18 protein-coding genes and 1 pseudogene are annotated in these 20,629 nt (G+C 69.5%); 5 read left to right on the top strand and 14 right to left on the bottom strand.

Going from position 1 to position 20,629, the window contains the following annotated elements; all coding sequences use genetic code 11:
* Nucleotides 1–211: 211 nt before the first annotated feature.
* From QA802_RS04325 to QA802_RS04350, 6 genes are all read right to left on the bottom strand, one after another.
* Nucleotides 212–1,321 carry an SPFH domain-containing protein gene (locus QA802_RS04325; protein ID WP_334518238.1) on the bottom strand — a complete coding sequence of 370 codons (1,110 nt, stop codon included), beginning with the start codon at nt 1,319–1,321 and terminating at the stop codon, nt 212–214.
* 29 nt (nt 1,322–1,350) lie between these two features.
* On the bottom strand, nt 1,351–1,788 hold the full coding sequence (locus tag QA802_RS04330) for an NfeD family protein (RefSeq protein WP_334518241.1): 438 nt from the start codon (nt 1,786–1,788) through the stop codon (nt 1,351–1,353).
* Nucleotides 1,789–2,026: 238 nt separating this feature from the next.
* Nucleotides 2,027–3,247: a cation:proton antiporter gene (locus tag QA802_RS04335; RefSeq protein WP_334518243.1), complete on the bottom strand. Its 1,221-nt coding sequence runs from the start codon at nt 3,245–3,247 to the stop codon at nt 2,027–2,029.
* 614 nt (nt 3,248–3,861) lie between these two features.
* Entirely contained in the window at nt 3,862–5,391 is a 1,530-nt protein-coding gene (locus QA802_RS04340; RefSeq protein WP_334518245.1) for a potassium/proton antiporter, read from the bottom strand.
* Complete coding sequence (locus QA802_RS04345; protein ID WP_334518247.1) at nt 5,388–5,726, bottom strand: DUF3040 domain-containing protein; 339 nt, start codon at nt 5,724–5,726, stop codon at nt 5,388–5,390. The genes QA802_RS04340 and QA802_RS04345 overlap by 4 nt, the downstream gene beginning before the upstream one ends.
* A gap of 90 nt (nt 5,727–5,816) precedes the next feature.
* A complete protein-coding gene (locus QA802_RS04350; protein WP_319262773.1) occupies nt 5,817–5,969 on the bottom strand; it encodes a hypothetical protein in 153 nt (50 codons plus the stop codon).
* 775 nt (nt 5,970–6,744) lie between these two features.
* Between QA802_RS04350 and QA802_RS04355 the strand changes: the two genes are divergently transcribed.
* From QA802_RS04355 to QA802_RS04375, 5 genes and pseudogenes are all read left to right on the top strand, one after another.
* Nucleotides 6,745–7,692, top strand: coding sequence for a sensor histidine kinase (locus tag QA802_RS04355; protein WP_334518250.1), 948 nt, complete (start codon nt 6,745–6,747; stop codon nt 7,690–7,692).
* Between the two features lie 2 nt (nt 7,693–7,694).
* Complete coding sequence (locus QA802_RS04360; protein WP_334518252.1) at nt 7,695–8,354, top strand: response regulator; 660 nt, start codon at nt 7,695–7,697, stop codon at nt 8,352–8,354.
* 186 nt (nt 8,355–8,540) lie between these two features.
* Nucleotides 8,541–8,819, top strand: a complete 279-nt coding sequence (locus QA802_RS04365; protein ID WP_334518254.1) for a hypothetical protein — start codon at nt 8,541–8,543, stop codon at nt 8,817–8,819.
* A 485-nt stretch (nt 8,820–9,304) separates the two neighbouring features.
* Nucleotides 9,305–9,784 carry a hypothetical protein gene (locus tag QA802_RS04370; RefSeq protein ID WP_334518256.1) on the top strand — a complete coding sequence of 160 codons (480 nt, stop codon included), beginning with the start codon at nt 9,305–9,307 and terminating at the stop codon, nt 9,782–9,784.
* Nucleotides 9,785–10,007: 223 nt separating this feature from the next.
* Nucleotides 10,008–10,700, top strand: a pseudogene (locus QA802_RS04375) (NAD-binding protein); the annotation flags it as partial.
* A 397-nt stretch (nt 10,701–11,097) separates the two neighbouring features.
* Here the strand turns inward: QA802_RS04375 and QA802_RS04380 are convergent.
* From QA802_RS04380 to QA802_RS04415, 8 genes are all read right to left on the bottom strand, one after another.
* Entirely contained in the window at nt 11,098–11,505 is a 408-nt protein-coding gene (locus QA802_RS04380) for a hypothetical protein (RefSeq protein WP_048579546.1), read from the bottom strand.
* On the bottom strand, nt 11,502–13,646 hold the full coding sequence (locus tag QA802_RS04385; protein ID WP_334518262.1) for an integrase: 2,145 nt from the start codon (nt 13,644–13,646) through the stop codon (nt 11,502–11,504). Before QA802_RS04385 ends, QA802_RS04380 begins: the two co-directional genes overlap by 4 nt.
* On the bottom strand, nt 13,643–15,376 hold the full coding sequence (locus tag QA802_RS04390) for a hypothetical protein (protein WP_334518264.1): 1,734 nt from the start codon (nt 15,374–15,376) through the stop codon (nt 13,643–13,645). The genes QA802_RS04385 and QA802_RS04390 overlap by 4 nt, the downstream gene beginning before the upstream one ends.
* Nucleotides 15,373–16,923, bottom strand: coding sequence for a site-specific integrase (locus QA802_RS04395; RefSeq protein ID WP_334518266.1), 1,551 nt, complete (start codon nt 16,921–16,923; stop codon nt 15,373–15,375). The genes QA802_RS04390 and QA802_RS04395 overlap by 4 nt, the downstream gene beginning before the upstream one ends.
* Before the next feature lie 432 nt (nt 16,924–17,355).
* Complete coding sequence (locus QA802_RS04400; RefSeq protein ID WP_329407259.1) at nt 17,356–18,339, bottom strand: SpaA isopeptide-forming pilin-related protein; 984 nt, start codon at nt 18,337–18,339, stop codon at nt 17,356–17,358.
* A gap of 36 nt (nt 18,340–18,375) precedes the next feature.
* Nucleotides 18,376–19,161, bottom strand: coding sequence for an SPDY domain-containing protein (locus QA802_RS04405; RefSeq protein WP_329407261.1), 786 nt, complete (start codon nt 19,159–19,161; stop codon nt 18,376–18,378).
* Between the two features lie 59 nt (nt 19,162–19,220).
* Nucleotides 19,221–19,706 carry a hypothetical protein gene (locus tag QA802_RS04410; RefSeq protein WP_329407263.1) on the bottom strand — a complete coding sequence of 162 codons (486 nt, stop codon included), beginning with the start codon at nt 19,704–19,706 and terminating at the stop codon, nt 19,221–19,223.
* A 31-nt stretch (nt 19,707–19,737) separates the two neighbouring features.
* On the bottom strand, nt 19,738–20,598 hold the full coding sequence (locus QA802_RS04415; protein WP_329407265.1) for an SPDY domain-containing protein: 861 nt from the start codon (nt 20,596–20,598) through the stop codon (nt 19,738–19,740).
* Between the last annotated feature and the right edge of the window lie 31 nt (nt 20,599–20,629).

Raw genomic sequence — 20,629 nt, forward strand, 5'->3', positions numbered from 1 at the left:
GACTTCCCGGCGCACCACTACCGACTGTACCGACGTCGCCTCCCCCAGTCATCGGATGCGGCGTGGGGGAAAGAGCCGACGGGGATTCGGATTCCCCTCGGCGGACCGGTCTGTGGATCACAGGGGGTCTGGTCGGCCAGTCGAGCAGGCGGGCGCGATGACCGCGGTCTGCAGGGTGTACCGGTCCCCTGGCGACAGCCCGAGGGTGGGCTCAATCCCCGGATGTCTGCCCCCGGCGCGGCACCCGGGGCGACATCGCGGCTGCGGCCTCCGCCTTGGCGTCGCTCACTGCGGCGGCGGCCTGCTTCTCGGCCTCATCAGCAGCCCTCGCTGCGTCGAGCGATACCGCCGAGCCAGCATCGAGCTCCGGAACCCGGCTTTCGTGCGATGTGTCGTCAGCGTCGGCGGTGGCTGTTTGCTCAGGTTGCGCAGTTGTGGGAGGGCCCGCCGTTGGCTGATCACCGAACGCACGGGTGACGGTCCGAACTGCCTCGGTCAGCTCCCCCGGGATCACCCAGAACGTGTTGTTGTCGCTGCTTGCCAAGTGCGGGAGCGTCTCGAGGTACTTGTAGGCCAGGATCTTCGGGTCGGCATTGTTGCGATGGACGGCCTGGAAGACGCGCTCCACCGCCTTCGCCTCGCCGTCCGCCCGCAAGATCATGGCTTGCTGCGTGCCCTGTGCCTCCAGGATGTCCTTCTGCTTCGTGCCTTCCGCGGTGAGGATCTTGGCTTGCCGCTCCCCTTCGGCGTGCAGGATGGCCGCGCGTTTGTCGCGCTCGGCCCGCATCTGCTTCTCCATCGCTTCCTTGATGGTGTGTGGTGGATCGATGGCCTTGATCTCCACGCGGTTGACCCGGATGCCCCATTTGCCGGTGGCGTCGTCGAGGACGGCGCGGAGCCGGGAGTTGATCTCCTCGCGCGAGGTGAGCGTCTCCTCGAGGTCCATGCTGCCGATGACGTTGCGCAGCGTGGTCACGGTGAGCTGATCGATGGCCTGCAGGTAGTCGGCGACCTCGTAGGCCGCCGCCCGTGGATCCGTGATCTGGTAGTAGAGGACGGTGTCGATGTTCACCACGAGGTTGTCCTCGGTGATCACTGGCCTGGGGTCGGAGGAATAGACCTGCTCGCGCACGTCGAGTTTGGTGTTGACGCGGTCCGCCACCGGCAGCACCAGGTTCAGGCCGGGTTGCAGCGTCCGGCGATACCGGCCGAACCGCTCGATGTTGTAGCGGCGCGCCTGCGGGACGATCCGCACCGTGGAGGCCACGAGGAAGACGACGATGATGGCCGCCACAAGAATGGGGATGACGACGGGATCCACAGTGCCTCCGTTGCTGTGTGTTCAGCCGTTCACGGAAGGAGTTCGCGGGGGTAGACGATGGCCGTGGCGCCTTCGATCTCCATGACATCCACCGACGCTCCCACCGGTATCACCAAATTCTCGTCGAGGGCGCGGGCGGACCACTCCTCGCCGGAGAGTTTGATCAGGCCGTGGGTGGCGGTGACCTCCTGCATGACCTCGGCCCGCTTGCCGATCAGCGCATCACTGCCCTCGCGGGTGAGGGGTCGCTGTGCCATGTGCCGCAGCGCGACAGGACGGACGAGGACGAGACCCGCTGCCGCTGCTACCCCGAAGGCAACGAGCTGGCCGACAACGCCGATGCCCACACCAGCGACCACTGCGGCCACCAGCGCGGCGCCCGCCAGCAACCCGAAGACCAGTGTCAGGGTGAAGAACTCCGCGGCACCCAGCACCCCGGCGGCGAGCAGCCATACGAACCACGGCATCAGATCGCCCTCCTTACAGAGGTCCTCTCCCACGAGCCACCTTCGGCTCGTCCTCCCGCGCGACCGACGGATAGGGTCCATGTCACCCTCACACGCGGCCTTGCGGCATCGCTATCGGGGCCAGCACCCATTTCCGCCGGTAGCCGACACCCACTGCCAGCCGGCGCCTGGGCGCCGACGAGTCCCTCCAGCTTCTGCGCGCGCCATCCGCCGCGTTCGCTGACCAAACCCTCACCACTCAAGCGTGGGCGTGTGCGGACTCGGCCTGCTCGGCGTCAGCAGGTGCCTCGTCCGGTGCCGCCGCGGTGGGCCGACGGGTGATGCGTCGGGCCAGCGGCTCGGTGTAGCGGGCGGTGAGCGGGCCGACGATGACGAGGATCAGGACGTAGGCGGTGGCCAGGGGGCCGATGCGGGGCTCGACGCCGACGGCGAGTCCGGCGATGACGATGGAGAACTCGCCGCGAGCGACCAGGGTGCCGCCGGCTCGCCAGCGGCCCGCGCCCTGGATTCCGGCGCGGCGTGCGGCGTACCAGCCGGTGGCGATCTTCGTGAGGGCGGTGACGATGGCGAGGAGGAGGGCGGGTACGAGGACGGGCGGGATGTCGGCGGGGTCGGTGGACAGGCCGAAGAAGACGAAGAAGACGGCGGCGAACAGGTCCCGCAGCGGTGTGAGGAGGTTGCTGGCGCCTTCGGCGACCTCGCCGGACAGGGCGATGCCGACGAGGAAGGCGCCGACGGCCGCGGAGACCTGGAGTTCCTGCGCGATGCCGGCGACGAGGAGGGTCAGGCCGAGCACGACCAGCAGGAGCATTTCCGCGCTGTCGGAGGAGACCGCGCGGCTGATCAGCCGTCCGTGGCGCAGTGCGACGTAGAGGACAGCGCCCACGGTGCCCAGGGAGATCAGCAGGGTGACGGTGCCGCCGGCCAGGCTGACTCCTGCGAGCAGGGCGGTGAGGATCGGCAGGTAGAGGGCCATCGCGAGGTCCTCGATGACGAGGACGCCGAGCACGACGGGGGTTTCGCGGTTGCCGAGCCGGCGCAGGTCACCGAGAACCTTGGCGATGACGCCGGAGGAGGAGATCCAGGTGACACCGGCCAGCGCCACGGCGGCCACCGGACCCCATCCCAGGAGCAGTGCCGCGACGGCGCCGGGTATGGCGTTGAGGACGAAGTCGACTACGCCGGAGGGGTATTGGGTCTTGAGGTTGGTGACGAGTTCGGAAGCGCTGTATTCAAGGCCGAGCAGGAGCAGCAGGAGGATGACGCCGATCTCGGCGCCCGTGGCGGTGAACTCCTCGCTGGCCTGCAGCGGAAGGATGCCGCCGTGTCCGAAGGCGAGCCCGGCCAGGAGATAGAGGGGTATGGGTGAGAAGCCCACGCGTCCGGCGAGGCGTCCCAGCAGGCCCAGGGCGAGGATGATGGCCCCGAGTTCGATGAGCATGGCGGTGGTGTTGTGCACGGGCGTCGGTCCTCCGGTTCGGTGACGGCGTCTGTGCCTTCGTGGCGACAAGCAGCGAGCGGCGCTGCCTGTGAGGTGGGCGATGCGGCCGGGCGTACGGGGGCAGGCGTCAGTCAGCGTCTGGCCAAGCCTCGCCGGGCGTCAGTGCCGCCGCTGGTCTTGGGCCGCCTACCCGTAGGACCGACTGGCATCTGTCCGTCAGTGGGGATGTGGATTCGGGCAGAGGAAGCCTGATGGTGCGTCGGACCAAGAGGTCAGACGCTTGCGCGGCCCGGTTTCGGCACGCTGTCACGGGCGGTGTTGTCGATGCGCGCGGCCCTGACGGCAGGGACGGGCCAGCGCCAGGAGGGCCCGGTAGCGGGCAGAACAATGGCGTGGACAACACGACACATGTCACGTCCCCCCATCGCAGCGATCCAGCTCCGCCGGAAAAGCAATCCCCCAAAGAAATGAGCAATGACTCGCTCAATGGAGCGTCATGACTCGGTAAAGAACTTTAGCGTACGACTAATTGCGCATAAGTGATATCCCATTACATGTCGCCAGTAAACGGGAGGTCGAGTTGCGGCAATTGACCGAACGGACGTCCGTTCAGTGCTGCGCGCCCCAAGGCGTTACTCGGTGCCGGCCGGTGTGGCGGTCTCCGGCTCGGGGGCGCCGTGTTCGCCGAGCCAGCGGGCGAGTTTGCCGCGTCGGCCGATGGCCCGCAGCCGGCGTTCCGTGGCCTCCCTGGTGCCGGGGGTGGTGATGAGCAGGAGTTCGTCGCCGGCACGCAGCACGGTGTCGCGGTCGGGGACGAGGGTGGTGCCGTCGCGGATGATCAGGGTGACGACGGTTGGGTGCGGCAGCCGCAGTTCGAATACGGCGACGCCGTGCAGCCGGGAGCCCGGTGGGATGGTGACGGTGAGCAGGTCGGCGTCCAGGACGTCGAGGGGGGCGGTCTCGACCTGGACATCGCGCAGCGCTCCGGCGCGGGTCAGACCCAGGCGCCGGGCGACGGCGGGCAAGGTGGGGCCCTGGACGAGGGTGAACAGGACCACGAGGACGAACACGATGTTGAGTACGTCGCGGGCTCCGGTCACCCCGGCGACGATGGGGAAGGTGGCGAGCACGATGGGGACCGCGCCGCGCAGGCCGGCCCAGGAGATGAACGCCTGCTCGCGCCAGGGGATGCGGAACGGCAGCAGGCAGACCAGAACGGAGACGGGGCGGGCGGCCAGCAGCAGGACCAGGCCGACGACGAGGGCCGGGAGGATCGCGGAGGGCAGTTCGCTGGGGTCGACGAGCAGGCCGAGCATGACGAAGAGGCCGATCTGCGCCAGCCAGCCCGCACCCTCGGCGAATGAACGGGTGGCGGCGCGGTGGGGCAGCTTGGCGTTGCCCAGCACCAGGCCGGACAGATAGGCGGCGATGATGCCGCTGGCGTTCACCGCTCCCGCGGCGGCGAAGGCGACAATGCCGAAACCGACCGTGGCCAGCGGGTACAGGCCGGTGGCGGGCAGCGCGATGTGCCGCAGCGCCGCGGCGCCCAGGCGGCCGATCAGCACACCGAGCATGCCGCCGACCGCGAGCTGATAGAGCAGGTTGCCCAGGAGGGGAGCGGGGCCGGGCAGGTCGGTGGTGGCGGTGGAGAAGACCAGGACCAGGATGATGGTCGGGGCGTCGTTGAAGCCGGACTCGGCCTCCAGCAGCCCGGTCACCTTCTGCGGCAGCGGCAGCGCGCGCAGGACGGCGAAGACGGCGGCGGCGTCGGTGGAGGAGACGATCGCCCCCAGCAGCAGCGCCAGGTGCCAGTCCATGCCCAGCAGCCAGTGCGCGCCGGCGGCGGTCACCACGACGGAGACGGCCACGCCTGCCGTGGCGAGCACCCCGGCCGGGGCCAGGAGACGCCGGACGTCGCTCCACTGGGTGGTCAGGCCGCCTTCGACGAGGATGACGGCCAGGGCGGCGGTGCCCAGCGCCTGTGCCAGCTGGGCGTCGTCGAACTCCAGGCCGAGCCCGTCCTCGCCGGCGATGACGCCGACCGCGAGGAACAGCAGCAGGCTGGGCAGGCCGATGCGGTGGGCGGCGCGGGCGGCGGCGATGCTGGCCAGCAGTACGGCGCCGCCGATCAGCAGCGTCAAGTACAGCTCGGACAAAGTCATCGACGGGTCCTCGTGCCATCCGCAACCGCCTGCCGATCGCCGAGGTCAGGACCGGGGCGGAGGGATGCGGTGTCTGCGCGCGTCCCGCTCGGGGTCCAACAGTTCCCGGCCATACCGGCCAGGACCAGGCCGGCGGCGATGAGCAGCCCGTGCGCCAGGGCGATGCCGGTTCCCAGCACGGCCATGGCGGCAGCGAGGAGCAGCCAGGCCCGGGCGGGCCGGTACTCACGCGGCCGGCAGGGGCGGCCGGCCCCGAGAGCGCGGGCGAACCGGGGATCCTCGTGGTCGAGGAGGGCCTCGATCTCACTGAGCCGCCTGTCATCGGGTCCGGGCATGATGCCCACCTCCGGGCACGGGACTGCGGGCAGGCGTCGCGGTGGGTGGTGCGGGCCATCTGCTCTCCTTGCGAGGTCGGGGCATCACGATCACACCAGGACGAAGGAGTGCAGCCGCACATACGCGGCCGACGCGGCGACGGTGAGGGCGGTGACGACCAGTCCGTGGCGAGTGACGTGCCAGAACGAGATCCGGCGGCCGAAGCGGTCGGCGACACCGAGGACGACGATGCCGGTCGGCACAGGCGCCGATCCCTGTGGCGCTGCCGCCCGGAATCGCGCCGAGCGCGAGCGCCCACCGCGGCACGGGCTCTGGTCCTCCCTTCGGGGTGAGCCGATCACCGCCGATCGGGCAGACGGCGGCACCGAAGGGCACGGTGTGGACGGTCGCCGCCGACCATTCCGTAACGCTCACGGCCGCCCCTCCCCCACGCCAGGCCGGCCTGTTCCGGCCGTGCTGACGCCCGCCATGCGACGGACCCACCCAGCCGCCGTGCGACGCAACCGCAGCACCAGCAGAACCGGGCCGGGAACCGCCTCGGTGTGACCTGCTGGCTGTGGCGCTGCGTACATCGGTGCCGGGCTCCTCTCGTGATCCGACAGACCTGCGGCTTTCCCGCCCACCAAGAGGAGCCGCACCCCGCCTCTCTGCCCGTGGAAGCGGCGACGACAGGTCAACACACCATGGGGCCGTCGAAAGCTGGGTTCGCGTCTGCCGAAGCCGCAAGCGGTCGCCTCCGCACGACGGCCACTGGGCCGACAGGGAGGATTGACTCCACCCTCACTCGCCACCGGCGGCGACGGCCATCGGGTCCGGCACCCAATTGCGGGCGTGCCAGACCTGCAGAGGTGACACGGAATGGGTGCCAGACCCGATGGACACTCGCCCGGCCCGGCGCACAATCTGGAGCAGAGCGCCTCGGGGGGAGCAAGCAGCCTTCAGTAACCGGCCGACCCACCGTCCACTGCCGGGGAGGCGATAGTGGAAGCAAGGACCAGCTCGAGGAGGCAGTATCCGGTGCCCTTGTTCTGGAGGATCTTCCTGCTCAACGCCGTGGTACTGGTCGCCGCCACCGCGCTGCTGCTGGGCCCGGTCACCGTGTCGACCCCCGTCCTGCTCACCGAGGCCGCGATCCTCACCGTCGGACTGGCCGCGATGCTGATCGCCAACGCGCTCCTGCTGCGCATCGGCCTGGCCCCGCTGCAACGCCTCGCCCGCGCCATGACCACCACCGACCTGCTACGCCCCGGCGCCCGCCCGGCCGTCGGCGGTCACGGCGAGGTCGCCGAACTGATCACCACGTTCAACACCATGCTCGACCGGCTGGAAGCCGAACGCGCCACCAGCGCCGCCCGCGCCCTGACCGCGCAGGAGGCCGAACGCCACCGCATCGCCCAGGAACTCCACGACGAGATCGGCCAGACCCTCACGGCCGTCCTGCTCGACCTCAAGCGCGTCGCCGGCCAGGCACCCGACCCGGTACGCGAGCAACTGCACCAGGTCCAGGAGACCACCCGCGCCAGCCTCGACGAGATCCGCCGCATCGCCCGCCGCCTGCGCCCCGGCGTACTCGAAGAACTCGGCCTGACCAGCGCGCTGAAATCCCTCGCCGCCGAGTTCACCCGCCCCTCCCTGTCCGTACGCCACCACATCGCCCCCGACCTGCCGCCTCTGGGCGAGAACGCCGAGCTCGTCCTCTACCGCGTCGCCCAGGAAAGCCTGACCAACACCGCCCGCCACGCCGACGCCACACGCGTCGGCCTCACCCTGGAGCGGACACCGGACGCCGTGGAACTGCGCGTACGCGACAACGGCCGAGGCATCGACGGCGCCGCCGAAGGCGCCGGCATCCGCGGCATGCGCGAACGCGCCCTGCTCATCGGCGCCGACCTCACCCTCGGCCCCGCACCCGAGAGCGGCACCGAAGTACGCCTGACCATCCCCACCCCCCACCGGAGTCAGTGACCATGACCGAGGCGACGCCCACCCGCATCCTGCTCGCCGACGACCACCACCTGGTCCGCCGCGGAGTCCGCCTCATCCTCGACAGCGAACCCGACCTCACCGTGGTGGCCGAAGCAGGCGACGGAGCCGAAGCCATCCAGGCCGCCCGCACCCACCAGCCGGACCTGGCCATCCTCGACATCGCCATGCCCCGCCTGACCGGCCTGCAGGCCGCCCGCGAACTCTCCCGCACCCAGCCCGAGCTGCGCATCCTCATCCTGACGATGTACGACAACGAGCAGTACTTCTTCGAAGCCCTGGCCGCCGGAGCCTCCGGCTACGTCCTCAAGTCCGTCGCCGACCGCGACCTCGTCGAAGCCTGCCGCGCCACCATGCGCGGCGAACCCTTCCTCTACCCCGGCGCCGTCAACGCCCTCATCCGCAACTACCTCGACCGCGTCCACGAAGGCCAGTCCCCGCCCGCCAGGGCCATCACCGACCGCGAGGAGGAGATCCTCAAACTCGTCGCCGAAGGCCACACCTCACAGGAGATCGCCGACATCCTCGTCATCAGCGTCAAGACCGTCGAACGCCACCGAGCGAACCTGCTGCAGAAACTCGGCCTCAAAGACCGCCTCGAACTCACCCGCTATGCCATCCGCGTCGGCCTGATCGAGCCCTGACTCCACACCCGACGCCCCCGGCACAGGACATGAGACAGACACGCCCCGTCCCGGGCCGGAAGGCTCACCTCGTACCGGCGCGAGCAGTACCCCGTGCCAGTTCCGCGGGCACTTCACCCCGCCCTCTCCCGTTCCACGCGGACCTCACGGTCGACTGAAGTGGCCTTCTACAGACACCATTCGCCCATGCTGATCGCAATCGCCGCCCTGGGCATCACGGTCTTCTGCCTCACCCTCTGGTCCTCGGTCACCGTTGCCCGGATACATGGCATACCCGCCTGGCGCAGATACCTCCCCCTGACCCTGTTCCTCATCGCAGGCGGCGCGAGCCTCCTGCGGGCCTTCGGCATACCCGAGATAGCGAACACCGTCGCCTTCCCCTTCAACCTGGCGGCCATCCTGCTCTCACTGCGCGAGATCCGCGCCCAACGGGCCAAAAGCCGAGTGAGTCTCCCCGCCAGCTGAGCCCTTCCACGTATCCGAGTCGCAAAGGCATACGGGGCGGCCCGCGGAACACGGCCGCTCAACGCTCCTGCGCCAAGCCGCCGAGAACGGCGAACAACGTCCACGGACCAGGAACCCGGGACGTATTCGACAACCGCGCTGTGGCTGATGGAGACCACGGATGCAGCATGAACAGCCGCATGCACCGAGTCCACGCCTCGGCGCGGCAGAAGCGTCTCGGGCAGCATGCCGAGCCCTGCAACGCGCGACGGTTACCAACGACTTCATTTCCTTGGGCGAGCGGCAGTGCGCCAGAGGACGGTGAGGCCGCCAACACAGCCGGCAGCCCAGACCACACCGCCGCCTTCCAGGCAGGACCCATGCCATCAACAAGTCGTCATCTCTGCCGAGTTATGGCAATGAGCTGAAGAGGCGCGCATGCAAAGCTCTGCAGCATGGGGTGGAGTTTCAAGCTGCACGGGGGAATCGCAGCCGGGCTGAGTGCCGTGCTGCTGATCCTCGCCGCGCTCACGTGGCTGCCGGGGACCCTGCCGCTGGTGGACTCGGCATGGCTGACGGTGGCGGTCGTGCTGCTTCTGTTCCCGATCTTTGCGGCTTCCCTGCTGCGCGTACTCCTGACGCGAGCGGACCGCCACTCGGTATGGCTCGCCTTCCGGTGCCTGCCCGGCGCGGTGCAGGGTGCTCTGGGCGGCCTGGTCGTCTCGGGCGTCGTGGTGCTCCTGATCAGCATGGCCGGTGTGGGAAACCTGCAGTCAGCGGAGATCAGGGACGGCCGGTACTTCGTTCTCGACACGACTCCCTACGAACGCGGGAGGATCGAGGTGTCGCAGAGCCAGTACGTGACCGTCCTCGAAAGCGATCAGCGCAGCATGCTTGCCATCCCCAGCTTCCTCTTCGCTGCCGCCGCCTATCTCGCCCTGGCAGCGGGAGAGTTGCGGCGGTCGGATGCGGGGCCCGGGACGTGACAGCCGGTGCGGGAACAATCCGGACCGGTCGCGGGCGATCCAGGGCAGAGACCACCGTATGACCGGATCCGGACCTGCCAAGACGACACAACCCCAGCCGGACGACCCGCTTTCCCACGCACGCGGGATGTCGCTGCCAGGCGACCGGAACACTGACCAGGAGGTCACGGACGACATGGTCCTCTTCCCGCAGCCGACGCGAGGGGTCCCCCAGCCGGGACACATGATCGTGTGCGGTGACGACGCACTCGCCGAGCGGCTGACCGCCGAGCTCACGACGGTGTACCGGGAGCGCGTCACGCTCGTCGTCCCGACCGGGCACCGGACCAGCCCCACCGGGCCGGCACGTGCCGCGACAATGTTAGGCCGGGTACAGGCCGTCGTGAACCGTACGGCCGGCTCTGCGACCGACAGGGCTTCGGACGCTCCCCATGTGCTCGAGGTGCCCGAACTCACCGAGGCCGTCCTGGCCGAGGCGGGCGTATACGAGGCCGCCGCGCTGGCGCTGGTCCATGACGACGAGACCAACATCCGCGCCGCGCTGGCCGCCCGCCGCCTCAACCCCCGACTGCGCCTGGTCATCCGGCTCTACAACCGCAAGCTCGGCCAGCACCTGGAGGAACTCCTCGACCAGGCCGCCGCCCTCGCCGTCCCCGGCCTGGCCCCGGAGGCCCTGGACTCCTCCACCATCGTCCTGTCGGACGCGGACACCGCCGCCCCCGCCCTCGCGGCCACTGCCGTCGCCGGCACCAGCAAGGTCATCCAGGCCGACTGGCTGCTGCTGCGCGCCGTCGAGCGCACTCCGCCCGGCCACGGCGAGACGGCCGGTCCGGGCCTGTGCACGCTCGCGCTGCTGTCCTCGACCATCAACGACCCCGCAGGCGCGGAGGGGTCGGACGCCAGCGGCCGAGATGGGACCTCCACCCCGGCTGCGTCCTGCACCCCCAGGACCGCGTAGTCCTCGCCGCCACCCGACAGGGCCTGGCCGAACTCCTCGGCCGACAGCCTCAGCTCCGAGCGCGGTCGTCCGACGGGTAGGGCAGCATCGACGAGAGGCAGAGGCCGCCGACCGCTGCCGTCCCTGCCTGAGTAACACTCGCAAGCGGGGCCGTCCGCAAGCTCCGGGCGGCGCCTCGAGCTCGGCAACCGGTCCGTCGACATGTTCGCCCGCGTCCAGTCGAGCCAGGCTAAGGACTACGTCCGCGAGTTCAATGCCGCCCTTGCCCCATGGCGGCGCGAGCGGTCTGTCCGCGAGTTCATCCACCGAACCCGCAAGGAGCTCGGCGTCGCGGCGTGACGGCCTGCTCTCTCCATTAATCGCCGGACGGGCGGAGCGGGATGACGTTGTCGGGGGCAGGTTGGTCCTGGGGATCGGGTTGCCGGAGGATGAGGACGGCTGCCGCGAGGGCCATCTGCTCCGCTCGATGCCGGGACTTGGCCTCGGCGGCCCGGGAGTCCTTGAGAACTTCCTTCAGGCGGACAACCTCTTTGCGAAGCCGCCTCTCAACTTCCGGCGTCTGGTGCGTTTCCGTACGCACCCGCGCGTAGAACTCCTCCTTGAGGTCGGCGTGGCGCTTTTGCAGCGCCATGCGGTGAACACCGGCCTCGGCGGCGAGCGCGACCACCGTGAGGCTGCCGTTGGAGCGGGTGGGCTGGCCGGCCAAGAGGCGGTCCATGGCTGTGCGGATGCGGGAGCGTTCGTCCTCGTGCTGCTGGTTCATGCGATGGCCTCCTCGGCGGACTGAGCGGCGGAGTCGTGGGCGTCGGCAAGAGCGCGGAAGCGGTCGGCTGTTCGGCGAAACCGGTCGCCCAGAGGCTGAGGCACGAGGGCTGCCTTCGCGTCGAGACGTTCAGCGTGCTCTCGTGCCGCCTGCGCGTGACTGTCGGTGCGGATCGCGTTGCCGCAGCCGAGCTGGCAGGCGAACTGATTGGGCGCCGTCGCCCCGGGATCCGGATCGCACAGGGCCGTGTCGCGCTTGAAGGCGCAGATAAGGAACGAGTCCGGGTTGTCGAACAGCGCGAGGCCGTCGCGCGCGAGGAACTTGGCGGCGGCCTTCGGGGTGGTCAAGGCGCCTTCGAAGCTGGGGAGCGAGGTTGCTCCGATGAGAGCCCGTCGAGCGGCGGGACCGGAGATCTTCTCGCCGGCCGCAGCAGCGTCGCGCAGCCGTGCTGCGGTCTGCGCCGCGGCGAGAGCGGTCTCGACGTCGAGCTCCCCGTGGAACCCCCGGCGAGCGCGATTGCCGTAGCCGGTGGAGGTGCGGGCGTCCAGGGCTGTGCGCATGTGTCCGTACTGGATGGCAAGAGCGACAAGACCGCCTGGGCGGCGGGCGATGTGCCAAGCCAAAGTTCTGCGCAGGCGACTCAGTCCAAGGTTGCCGTGCGGGTCCTCCGGAACCATCTGGGCGTCCAGGCCCTGGGCGGTGGCCTCCTGGTTGATCCACGACACGAGGTTCTCGACACGGCGGTCCAGGGTGCCCCGCTTCAGCGCACCGTGGTGGTTGCGCTGGGAGACGACATCGTGGTGGGCGGAGCTGAACAACAGCTCGCCCTTGGGGACGATGCGCTCAAGAACCCGGATGGCGTTCACGACGGGGCTGATCGCGACCCAGGGGACGGCGCGCTCCTCACCAGCGGAGATGTGGTGGCCGTCAGAGTCGCGGACGTTCTTGTAGTGATGGGCTCGGATCAGATGCCGTGGCATGGAGCCGTCGGGGTTCGGTTGCGGATCCGGGCAGCAGCCGGACCGAAGCGACCGCGCCTCCTGGGGGCGCATCCCGCTCAAGTACAAGATCACGATGGCGGCGGCGGTGGCCAGGTGACGTACCAGAATCGGCGTCTCCTCGTAGTCCATGAACTCGCGCCAGGGCCGCCCCTCGATCCGGCCCGTCACCGGCACCTGCATCGGGCTGGGGCCGGGCTGCCGGGCGGCGAGCGCACGGAGCCCGCGCCGAGTAGCGAAGTCGTGGACCTGGTTCCAGCTGGCTCCCGTGACCGCCGCAACGTAGTGATGGGCCAGGGTGATGCCGTGCTTTCGGCTCACGGTGGCGGGCAGGAGAGCCCCGGAATCGACCAGCGGCTGCAGGTAGTTCTTGACGGCCGCCAGACCCCCTCGGGTGCTCGGGGTGGCCGTCACCCGGGCGTGCATGCGGCGGCGCTCGGCCCAGGCGGCCAGGATGTCGTCGGAGAAGTCCTCGACCATGCGGATCGACCAGGTCAGCAAGGGACCGATCACAGCCGGATCCAGCGGCTCGGTCTTGTTCTCCCCGCCCGCCTCTCCCGTCTCGGCCGGCAGGTAGTCGTCGATGCCCTCGCTCTCCCAGGGTGGCTGCGTAGCGCCGCAGGGGCTGGCCGACAGCTGGTCGAAGGCCCACAGGTCCGAGAGCCAGTTAAGAACCGTCTGGGCATGAACGCGCGTGCAGCCGCTGCTGGCGATCTTGGCGGCGTACGCCTTCCAGTGCTCCACGGTGCAGTCACTGGCCTGGGACACGCCTTGCCGGTCGAGCCAGCGCGCGAACTTCATCCACTGCAGGACGTTGTCGCGCATGTTGAGAACGCCGTCGCGTGACCGGTTCTGAAAGCCCCGTTCCTGTACGTAGGTGGGTCGCAGTTCGCCGTTGATCAGGACCCAGATGAGGCGCCGGAACTCGCTCCGTAGGGTGGCGGGGCACCTCCTCAAATTGATTTTGTGGATGCTGTCCCCGGGGTTATCGATCAGCGGTCCCATCGACCAGACGTCGTCGCTGTACCGGGAGTTGGGGTGGGTGTTACCGGCGCTGATCCACCGGTCCAGGACCACCAGGCTCTCCGGCCCCGGCAGGGGAAGGATGTAGGGATCGGCCTCGAGGGTCAGAGCTGTCGTCACGGGGCGAGGTCTCCCTTGAGCAGATGGTCGACGATCATTTGGTCGCGGTCGGTGATCCGGGCCAGAGCGGCGTCCCAGGTGCTCTCGTTGACCTTTGTCCGCAGGTCATCGAGTCGCTGGAGGTGTTCGTCCCATCGCTTGCGCCAGAGTTTCTCTGGCCAGCCGGAGCGGAGCGATACCAACTGGCGGCGCAGGAGCGCGAGGCGCGGGTGGTGGCCGGTGTGGACCCGGGAGTTCTCGCAGGACAGGCAGAGCAGGAAGTCGGCGCCGCAGCCCCCGCTCGGGTCCGGCCAGGGGCTGGTCTCCTCGTCCGCGCAGTCCACGGTCGCGGTCTCCTGGTGGGCCGCGTCGGCCGCGTCCGTGAGCCGCCCCTTGAAGGTGTAGTCGCGGGCTTGCTCGAGGGCCTCCTCGGCGCCAGCCGCGATCACGCTCACGGCGGCCTCCTGGACGTTCTCGTCGGGCAGGACGTAGATACTCTCGTGGGTGCCACGTTTGTGCTGCAGAGGCTTGCCCGTGGTGGTGACGGTGGTCCTGCGGGCGCGTTGGAAGGGCGAGCCGATCTTGTGAGAGCTCGCCCATACTCGTGCATCGGCCTTGGACACCCCGAAGCACAGCGGGCCGACGTTCCGGGGCCGGTCCAGATTGGAGTCCACGTCAGTACGACGCCGGTTGCGGGCGACCATCAGCAGGTCGTGTCCCGGTGACAGCGCGGCGGCCAAGGCTCGCCCGGGCTCCGTGGCTTCCAGGGCCTGGGTGATGAGCCGGCCCGGCGAGTCCGCACCGGAGTCGGTGTAGTTCTCCGTGTCGAACCAGCGCCCCTCGCCCGAGCGGCGCTTCTCCACCAGGACCTCGTAGGTGACCGTGGCGGTCTCTCCCGCGGACGGGGTCGTGACGGGCACGTGCAGACGGTCGAAGACCGACAGATTCCAGCCGTAGAGGTCCGTCATCATCACGGCCAGGGCCGTCAGTTCCGCCCGGCTCAGGAACAGTCGGCCCGTCGTCTTCCCGCGGTTCTTTCCGCGCAGCAGCCCTTCAGCTCGGGTGTAAACCTTCCCGCTTTTGTCCGGGTATCCGGGCAGTTCGCCCGTGGCGGCGATGTGCTCGAGGGTCGCCCCGATCCTCCAGTCACGGCTGTCCGGGTCCAGTGCACCCGCCCGGTAGTGGGCGAGCCACGTGGTGTTCTCCCGGATCCGCAGCAGCGCGGCCCGGAACTGCCGTTCGGCGGCCAGCAGCACCTGGTCGCGCTCCGACGGCCGGTAGGACTGCTTGGACGGCTTGCCCTTCTTCGGAACGGGGCGGGCCAGTTCCTCCGCAGCCAGGCCCTGCGCCAGCCGCGGCTCGCGTTTCAACAGCGTACGTATCTTGCCCAGGGCCTCGCGCCCGCCGGGAGTGTCCTTGTGGTTGTTGCGCCAGAGCCGAAGCGTGGCGGAGGTGAGGTCGCCCAGGTTCTCGGCCGGCTGGCCCTGGTCCTTGAGGAACCGGGCGAAGACCTCGATGGATCGCCAATATGACTCACCGCTCGCGTGGCTGTTCCACGCCATGGACTGCGCGGCGAACGCTCGCGCAAGGGAGCAGCGCATCGGCTGCGGCACGGCGATCGCGGCGAAATCGAAGACGCGCTCGAAGCCTTCCTTATTCACCACGGTGGCCTGCAGTCCGTCGGCGGCTATCCGCTCGGTTGCCTGGAAGTCCGGCGGCGGCGGGACGGCTTTGCGTCCCCGCCCGCTCACGATGCCGCCGCGATGGGCAGGGCGTCGACCAGCAGCTCAATGTCCTGGATCCCGGAGGTTTCCCGGGCCAGCTGGGCGAACAGGCCGTTCAGATCCTTCGTCCGGTCCGTCTCACCGTGCTCGTCCTCGGTGTCGAAGGCGAGGATCGACTCCAGCTGCATGTGCATGACCGGGTTGAGGTAATGCTCCTTCGTCGTTTCGACGTCCCGGTGCCCCAACAAGGTCTTCACCAGCCACCACGGGTCGCCGTAGAGCTGAGCGAAGTCACGTCGGTCCGCCACGGTCAGCCCGTACTTCTTGTCCATGAGCTCGTTCAGCACGATCAGCATGTAGAGCGCCATGGAGTGGCGCGCGGCATGCGGGCTCGCGTACGGGGCCTTCCCCCGTACCGCAGCCGACCTCAGAGGGCGCGGGATCTCTCGCTCCTCCGGCGTCAACAGAGCTTCCTCGCACCGCTGATTGGCCTGCCAGAACACCGTGTTCCATCGGTCTGGCAACATCGGCATGCCCTGCTCGGTCAACCACAGCCACGCCGGCTCCGGACCGAGTGGCCCCTCCACGAACAGCCACTGCCGCTCGCGCCAGTCCAGCAGGCTCAACTCCCGCCGGCCTGCCACCCCGGCCCGGTCCACCCAGTGCACGACCGGAGCCCGGCCGTGCGTCACGTTCGTGACCAGCCGCATCAGCGACAGCTTCTCGTAACGGCCCTCCTGCTGGGCACGCTGGATAGCCCACGTCCGCTCGGACTCGCTGTAGGCACCGAGCTGGCGCACCGACTCGACCGAGGTGTAGTACGTGCGGTCACGCTTCGACCGCGACAGCGTGCTGGCCACCTGGCCATGGCAGTAACGTCCAGACCGCAGGCGCCGGGTCGGCACCTCGAACGTCAGCATCGCCCCGGCTTCCTGCCGCCGCAGGCCCGAGCTGAGCGCCAGCCCCACGAACGAGGTGTTCCGCAGTTCGGTTCGTCCGTCCCAGCCGGGCAACGGTGACCCGTCGCGGCCAAGTCCTCGCAGCCCCAGGTCCTGCCACAGACCCCAGGTCCGCGGCGTCAGCCACGACACCCGAGAGCTACGCGCGCTTGCCTCCCGGTCCGCGCGACGCCCCACGTCCAACGGGAGAGGACTCACCTTGGCCCATTTGTAGAGCTGGGTCAGCGCAGCTGCCTCCCGGTTCCACTTCGCCCCGCCGACTCGCTGCGGATTCAACGGCGAATCGACGCGGAATTCCTTGTACGCCCGCAAGTCCGTGTCGGTCGCCGCCCGCCAGTGAACGCCCCGCCGCCAAAGCCACGACAACAGCAGACGAATATCCGTCGCATAATTCCGACGCGATTCTCTCTCCAGGTCGCGAAAATCGGGCCAGAGAGCGAACTGCAACAATTCTGCGTCCACGACGAAATCAGGCCGTACAAAGACCGGATCGCCCGGCCGAAGCCCCACCGCGTCCAAGGCGGTTGGCAGGTCGCGGACCCCCAGCACCCCCTCCTCCGGCAGCGGCCCCCACCGCTCCGGATCCGGCACGAACACCAGCCACCACTCGTCCATCTGCCACCCCTGTGAGCCCCTTGAACTTACTCAATCATCAGGGAAGCACAAGTGCGGGTCGTCCGGAATACCGGACGCCTCGTACGCGTGATCGCCACACTGGCAACGCCCAGTCCACAGGTCTGGGACGACGATTCGTTCGGCCACAGGGACGGCTCCTTTGGTCCGGGAAAGCTGATACCGGCGGCAGTGTGCCGCACCCAGGCGATATCGCGCTGGCGTTCGACACCGGCCGACCCCCACGGGGTGGCGAGTCCACTCTTGAAGGCGAATATCCGTACGGGCCTTCACGGTTCGGCGTCGCTCTGCGCAAGGGTCACGCGTGTGCGGCGGGTGGCGCCCCGCCTCCGTTCGCATCGGACACGCGCCCATGACAAAGCCCCCGGAATCAGTGGGTGAATTCCAGGGGCTTTGCGGAGGGCCGTGGGTGGGTCAGCTCGCGGAGGAGCCGTCGTCGGTGGAGTTGTCCGTGCGTCGGCGACGGGCCGCGAAGAGAGCGCCTCCGCCAGCGACGATCAGGACTCCGGCGCCGCCGATCAGCCACGGTGTGGCATCGGCGCCGGTGTGCGCGAGCGAGCCGGAGGGAGCGGCCGAGGCGGTCTCGTTGGAGGTCGGAGTACCCGAGGCAGACGGCGCCGGAGTGTCCTCGTCCTTGCCGGGCTTGTCCGGGGAGGGCTTGTCGCTTGGCTTCTCGGTGGGCTTGTCTGTCGGCTTCTCCGCGGGCGGCGGGGTGGTGGCGGTCTTGGCGTTGGTGACGGTCACGGTCACGGGATCGCCCGGCTTGGCCTTGAACGCCTTCGAGGGCTTGTAGATGTTGTAGCCGGCAGGTGCCTTGACCTGCTTGACCCAGAAGTCCGTGCCGGTACGGGAGTTGATGGGCAGCTTGCCGCTGGCCGTTCCGTCGGCGCCGGTGGTCAGCGTCAGTATGGTTTTGTCGCCGCTGCCGATGTTGACCGTGGATTCGGGCAGCAGCTTGCCGGTCTTGTCGTCCTTGCCCTTCAGCAGGACCGAGGCGGCCTTGAACGGGTCGACGACCGTGAGCCGGGTGGCGTTGCCCGGGGTGACGATGACGTCCTGGTCATCGGCGGTGTCGTGAAGGCTGCTGCCGCTGGAGATTTCTTTGAGGCGGTAGACGCCCGGCGCGAGGTCGGAGAAGGTCAGTTTCCCCTGTGCGTCGGTCTTGCCGCGTCCGGCTTCTTGGCCGGCGGAGTCGAGCAGGAGGAAGGTGGCGCCGGGGAGCGCGTCCCCGGCCGGGTCCTTGGTGGTGATCTCGACGCTTCCCGCTTCCGGGGCTGGTGTCTTGGCGGAGGCCGAGGGGGTCGGTTCGGAGGGTTGGGCGCTCGCGGCCGGCGCCCAGGTGAGGGTGCCGGTCACCGCGACGGCGACGGCGACGGATCGAACGAAGCGTGCGTGCACGAAGGGAGGACTCCTTGGATCAGAGGGTGGGGAAGGTCAGCGGGTTCGGCCGGCAACCGGGGCGGGAGGTGGCGGGGCGATAGGTGTGCTGCCGTGAGGCTGCTTCGGTGCCGTGGTGGCGATGTAGAGGGCGCTGCGGGTGTGGACGGGAACGTCCTGGACGGTGCGGTGCAGTGGCTCGGTGGAGATCAGCGAGGCAGTGAAGGCCGCGACGAGCGTGGTGGGCGTGCCGAACGAGAAGCGCGCCGTCCAGTGCGGCTCGCTGGGGTGCCCACCCCAGGCCCGCCAGGCCGGCCCGCTGGAGCCGCTGATGGCGTAGCGGTGGCGTAGGCCGCCGAGTCCCTCCGGGGTGAGGAACGTCTGTGTGCCGTCGGTCTTGACGTCGTGGCTCCACCCTCGGGTGAGCAGCGGCACGTACACCTCGTGCGGTGCCGTCTCGTCCCGGAACAGCCGATCGTGGTCGCTGTGCCGGTCTTCGAGGTAGAGGTCGAGCAGTTCGGTGTGGACGTCGTGCAGCAGCTCGACAGGGGTGGCGGCGTCGAAGGTGATCCGCCAGGCCGGTGGGGTGAACGGGGCCCGGTGCGCACTGACGGTCCACGTGCCCTTGCCGCGCTGGTCGGGCTGGGGGTCGTAGGTCGTCTGCAGTCGCAGGCACGGGCTGAACGCGGCGGCCGTGCCGTCGTCGGTCTGGGCGAACGGCCAGCCCTCGTCGTAGGGGAAGGCCCATGCGGTACGCGGGTCGACGGCGCCGGGCCCGGCGAGGTGGCGGGGAAGGACCTGCACGGTCTGGGCGGGGTCGAGGTTTTCAAAGGGGTGGCTCATCACGGGCAGGGCTCCTGCTGGAAGAGTGCGGGACGCCGGGCTGGCGGTGGGGGCGCGGCTCAGCGGGCGCGGGTGCCGCTGCGGGTGACCGGCATGGCGGGAGCCGTGTGCGCGGTCCGGGCTGCGGCGCGGCTCGGCGCGGACGCGGTCCAGGCGCCGGGGAACCAGACGGTGGTGTACTGCTCGATGGCGTCGCGCAGTCCGGTGGTGACGGCTCCCTCCCACGGGGGCCGGCCGGGGCGGTGGTACGTGTCGAAGGTGCCGTGCTGCTTGGTGTTCGGCCGGGTGTTGGTCGCTTCGTCGCGGCGGTGGAAGGTGCCGTGGTCGAGGAAGCCGAGGGCGACGGCGTCGATCTCGCCGCGGTCCGGGTGGACGACCGCCAGGCGTAGGCCGCCGTAGGTGTCCGCGTGGATGGTGCGGGTGAAGTCGATGCGCAGCCGCAGCGGTGCGCCGGGGACGGGAGCGGCGAAGTAGGTGTTGCCCACGACCGTGCTGTCGAAGGGGAGGCACAACTCGGCGAAGAACTCGGGGGCCTGCAGGGACAAAGAGGGGTCTCCGGTAGGGGTCGGGCTGGTCCTATCGGCGTGGACCGGGCAGGGCCGGTCGGCTGGTGGTGCTCCAGCGCGGGACGCTGGCCGCGGGGAGCGCGGCCGGGCGGCGGGACGCGGCGGCCCGCGCCACGTCGAGCGGGGTGGGGGCCGGCGGTCCGGGCGGAAGGATCGGGGTGAGCTGGGCCATGCCCTTGATGTAGCTGAAGGTCTCCTCGCGCCACCGGGGCAGCGGAGCCCGATCGGCGACGCACTGGGTGACGGCGGTGAGCAGGGCTACGGGAGTGTCGGTACTGGCCGTGGCGTACCAGACGGACCGGTCGATGGACTTGCCCGCCCACATCTGCCACCGGGCGTCGCGTGTAGTCAGCTCGGTTTCCGGATCGAGGTCGCCGGTGGTGAACTCCAGGCCGGCGAGCCCGTCGGGGGACTGGACCGCGAAGACGCCCCAGCGTGGGTGGTCGATCTCCCAGCTCTGTTTCAGCAGGGGCACGACAGCCAGAAAGGGATCGTGTTCGTCGCCCCCTGCGGCCGGCCTGGCGAGGTAGGCGTCCGGGCCACGCTCGTACGCCTCGGCGAGCGCGGTGGTGAAGGCGCGGACGAACTCGGTGGGGACGCGGTCATTGAAACAGACACCCCACACTGGCGGGCCGAACGAGTCCTTGTAGGCGTTGATGCGCCACAGCCCGTCGTCGTCTCCCTCGGGCAGATAGCCGAGTCGGACGCGGTGGTCGGGCGCGGTGACATATACGTTGCCGAGGTCGTCGTGACGCAGGTCGAAGCCGAGCGCGAGCAGCGGCTCCAGAGCCGGGTCTCCGGTGTAAGTGCTGGCGGCGAGGTAGCGGGGGGAGACGTAGACGTCGCCGTCGATCTCTTCTGTGTCGGGCACGAAAGTCCTGATGGTTGGGGCCTGGGGGTGA

The sequence above is a fragment of the Streptomyces sp. B21-105 genome (assembly GCF_036898465.1).
Lineage (GTDB): Bacteria > Actinomycetota > Actinomycetes > Streptomycetales > Streptomycetaceae > Streptomyces.

What these genes read in the sequence shown, in the direction of transcription:
- QA802_RS04395 (WP_334518266.1), bottom strand. Translation starts at nt 16,923, where the DNA reads ATGGACGAGTGGTGGCTGGTGTTCGTGCCGGATCCGGAGCGGTGGGGG.
- QA802_RS04365 (WP_334518254.1), top strand. Translation starts at nt 8,541, where the DNA reads ATGCTGATCGCAATCGCCGCCCTGGGCATCACGGTCTTCTGCCTCACC.
- QA802_RS04405 (WP_329407261.1), bottom strand. Translation starts at nt 19,161, where the DNA reads ATGAGCCACCCCTTTGAAAACCTCGACCCCGCCCAGACCGTGCAGGTC.
- QA802_RS04340 (WP_334518245.1), bottom strand. Translation starts at nt 5,391, where the DNA reads ATGACTTTGTCCGAGCTGTACTTGACGCTGCTGATCGGCGGCGCCGTA.
- QA802_RS04360 (WP_334518252.1), top strand. Translation starts at nt 7,695, where the DNA reads ATGACCGAGGCGACGCCCACCCGCATCCTGCTCGCCGACGACCACCAC.
- QA802_RS04345 (WP_334518247.1), bottom strand. Translation starts at nt 5,726, where the DNA reads ATGCCCGGACCCGATGACAGGCGGCTCAGTGAGATCGAGGCCCTCCTC.
- QA802_RS04330 (WP_334518241.1), bottom strand. Translation starts at nt 1,788, where the DNA reads ATGCCGTGGTTCGTATGGCTGCTCGCCGCCGGGGTGCTGGGTGCCGCG.
- QA802_RS04380 (WP_048579546.1), bottom strand. Translation starts at nt 11,505, where the DNA reads ATGAACCAGCAGCACGAGGACGAACGCTCCCGCATCCGCACAGCCATG.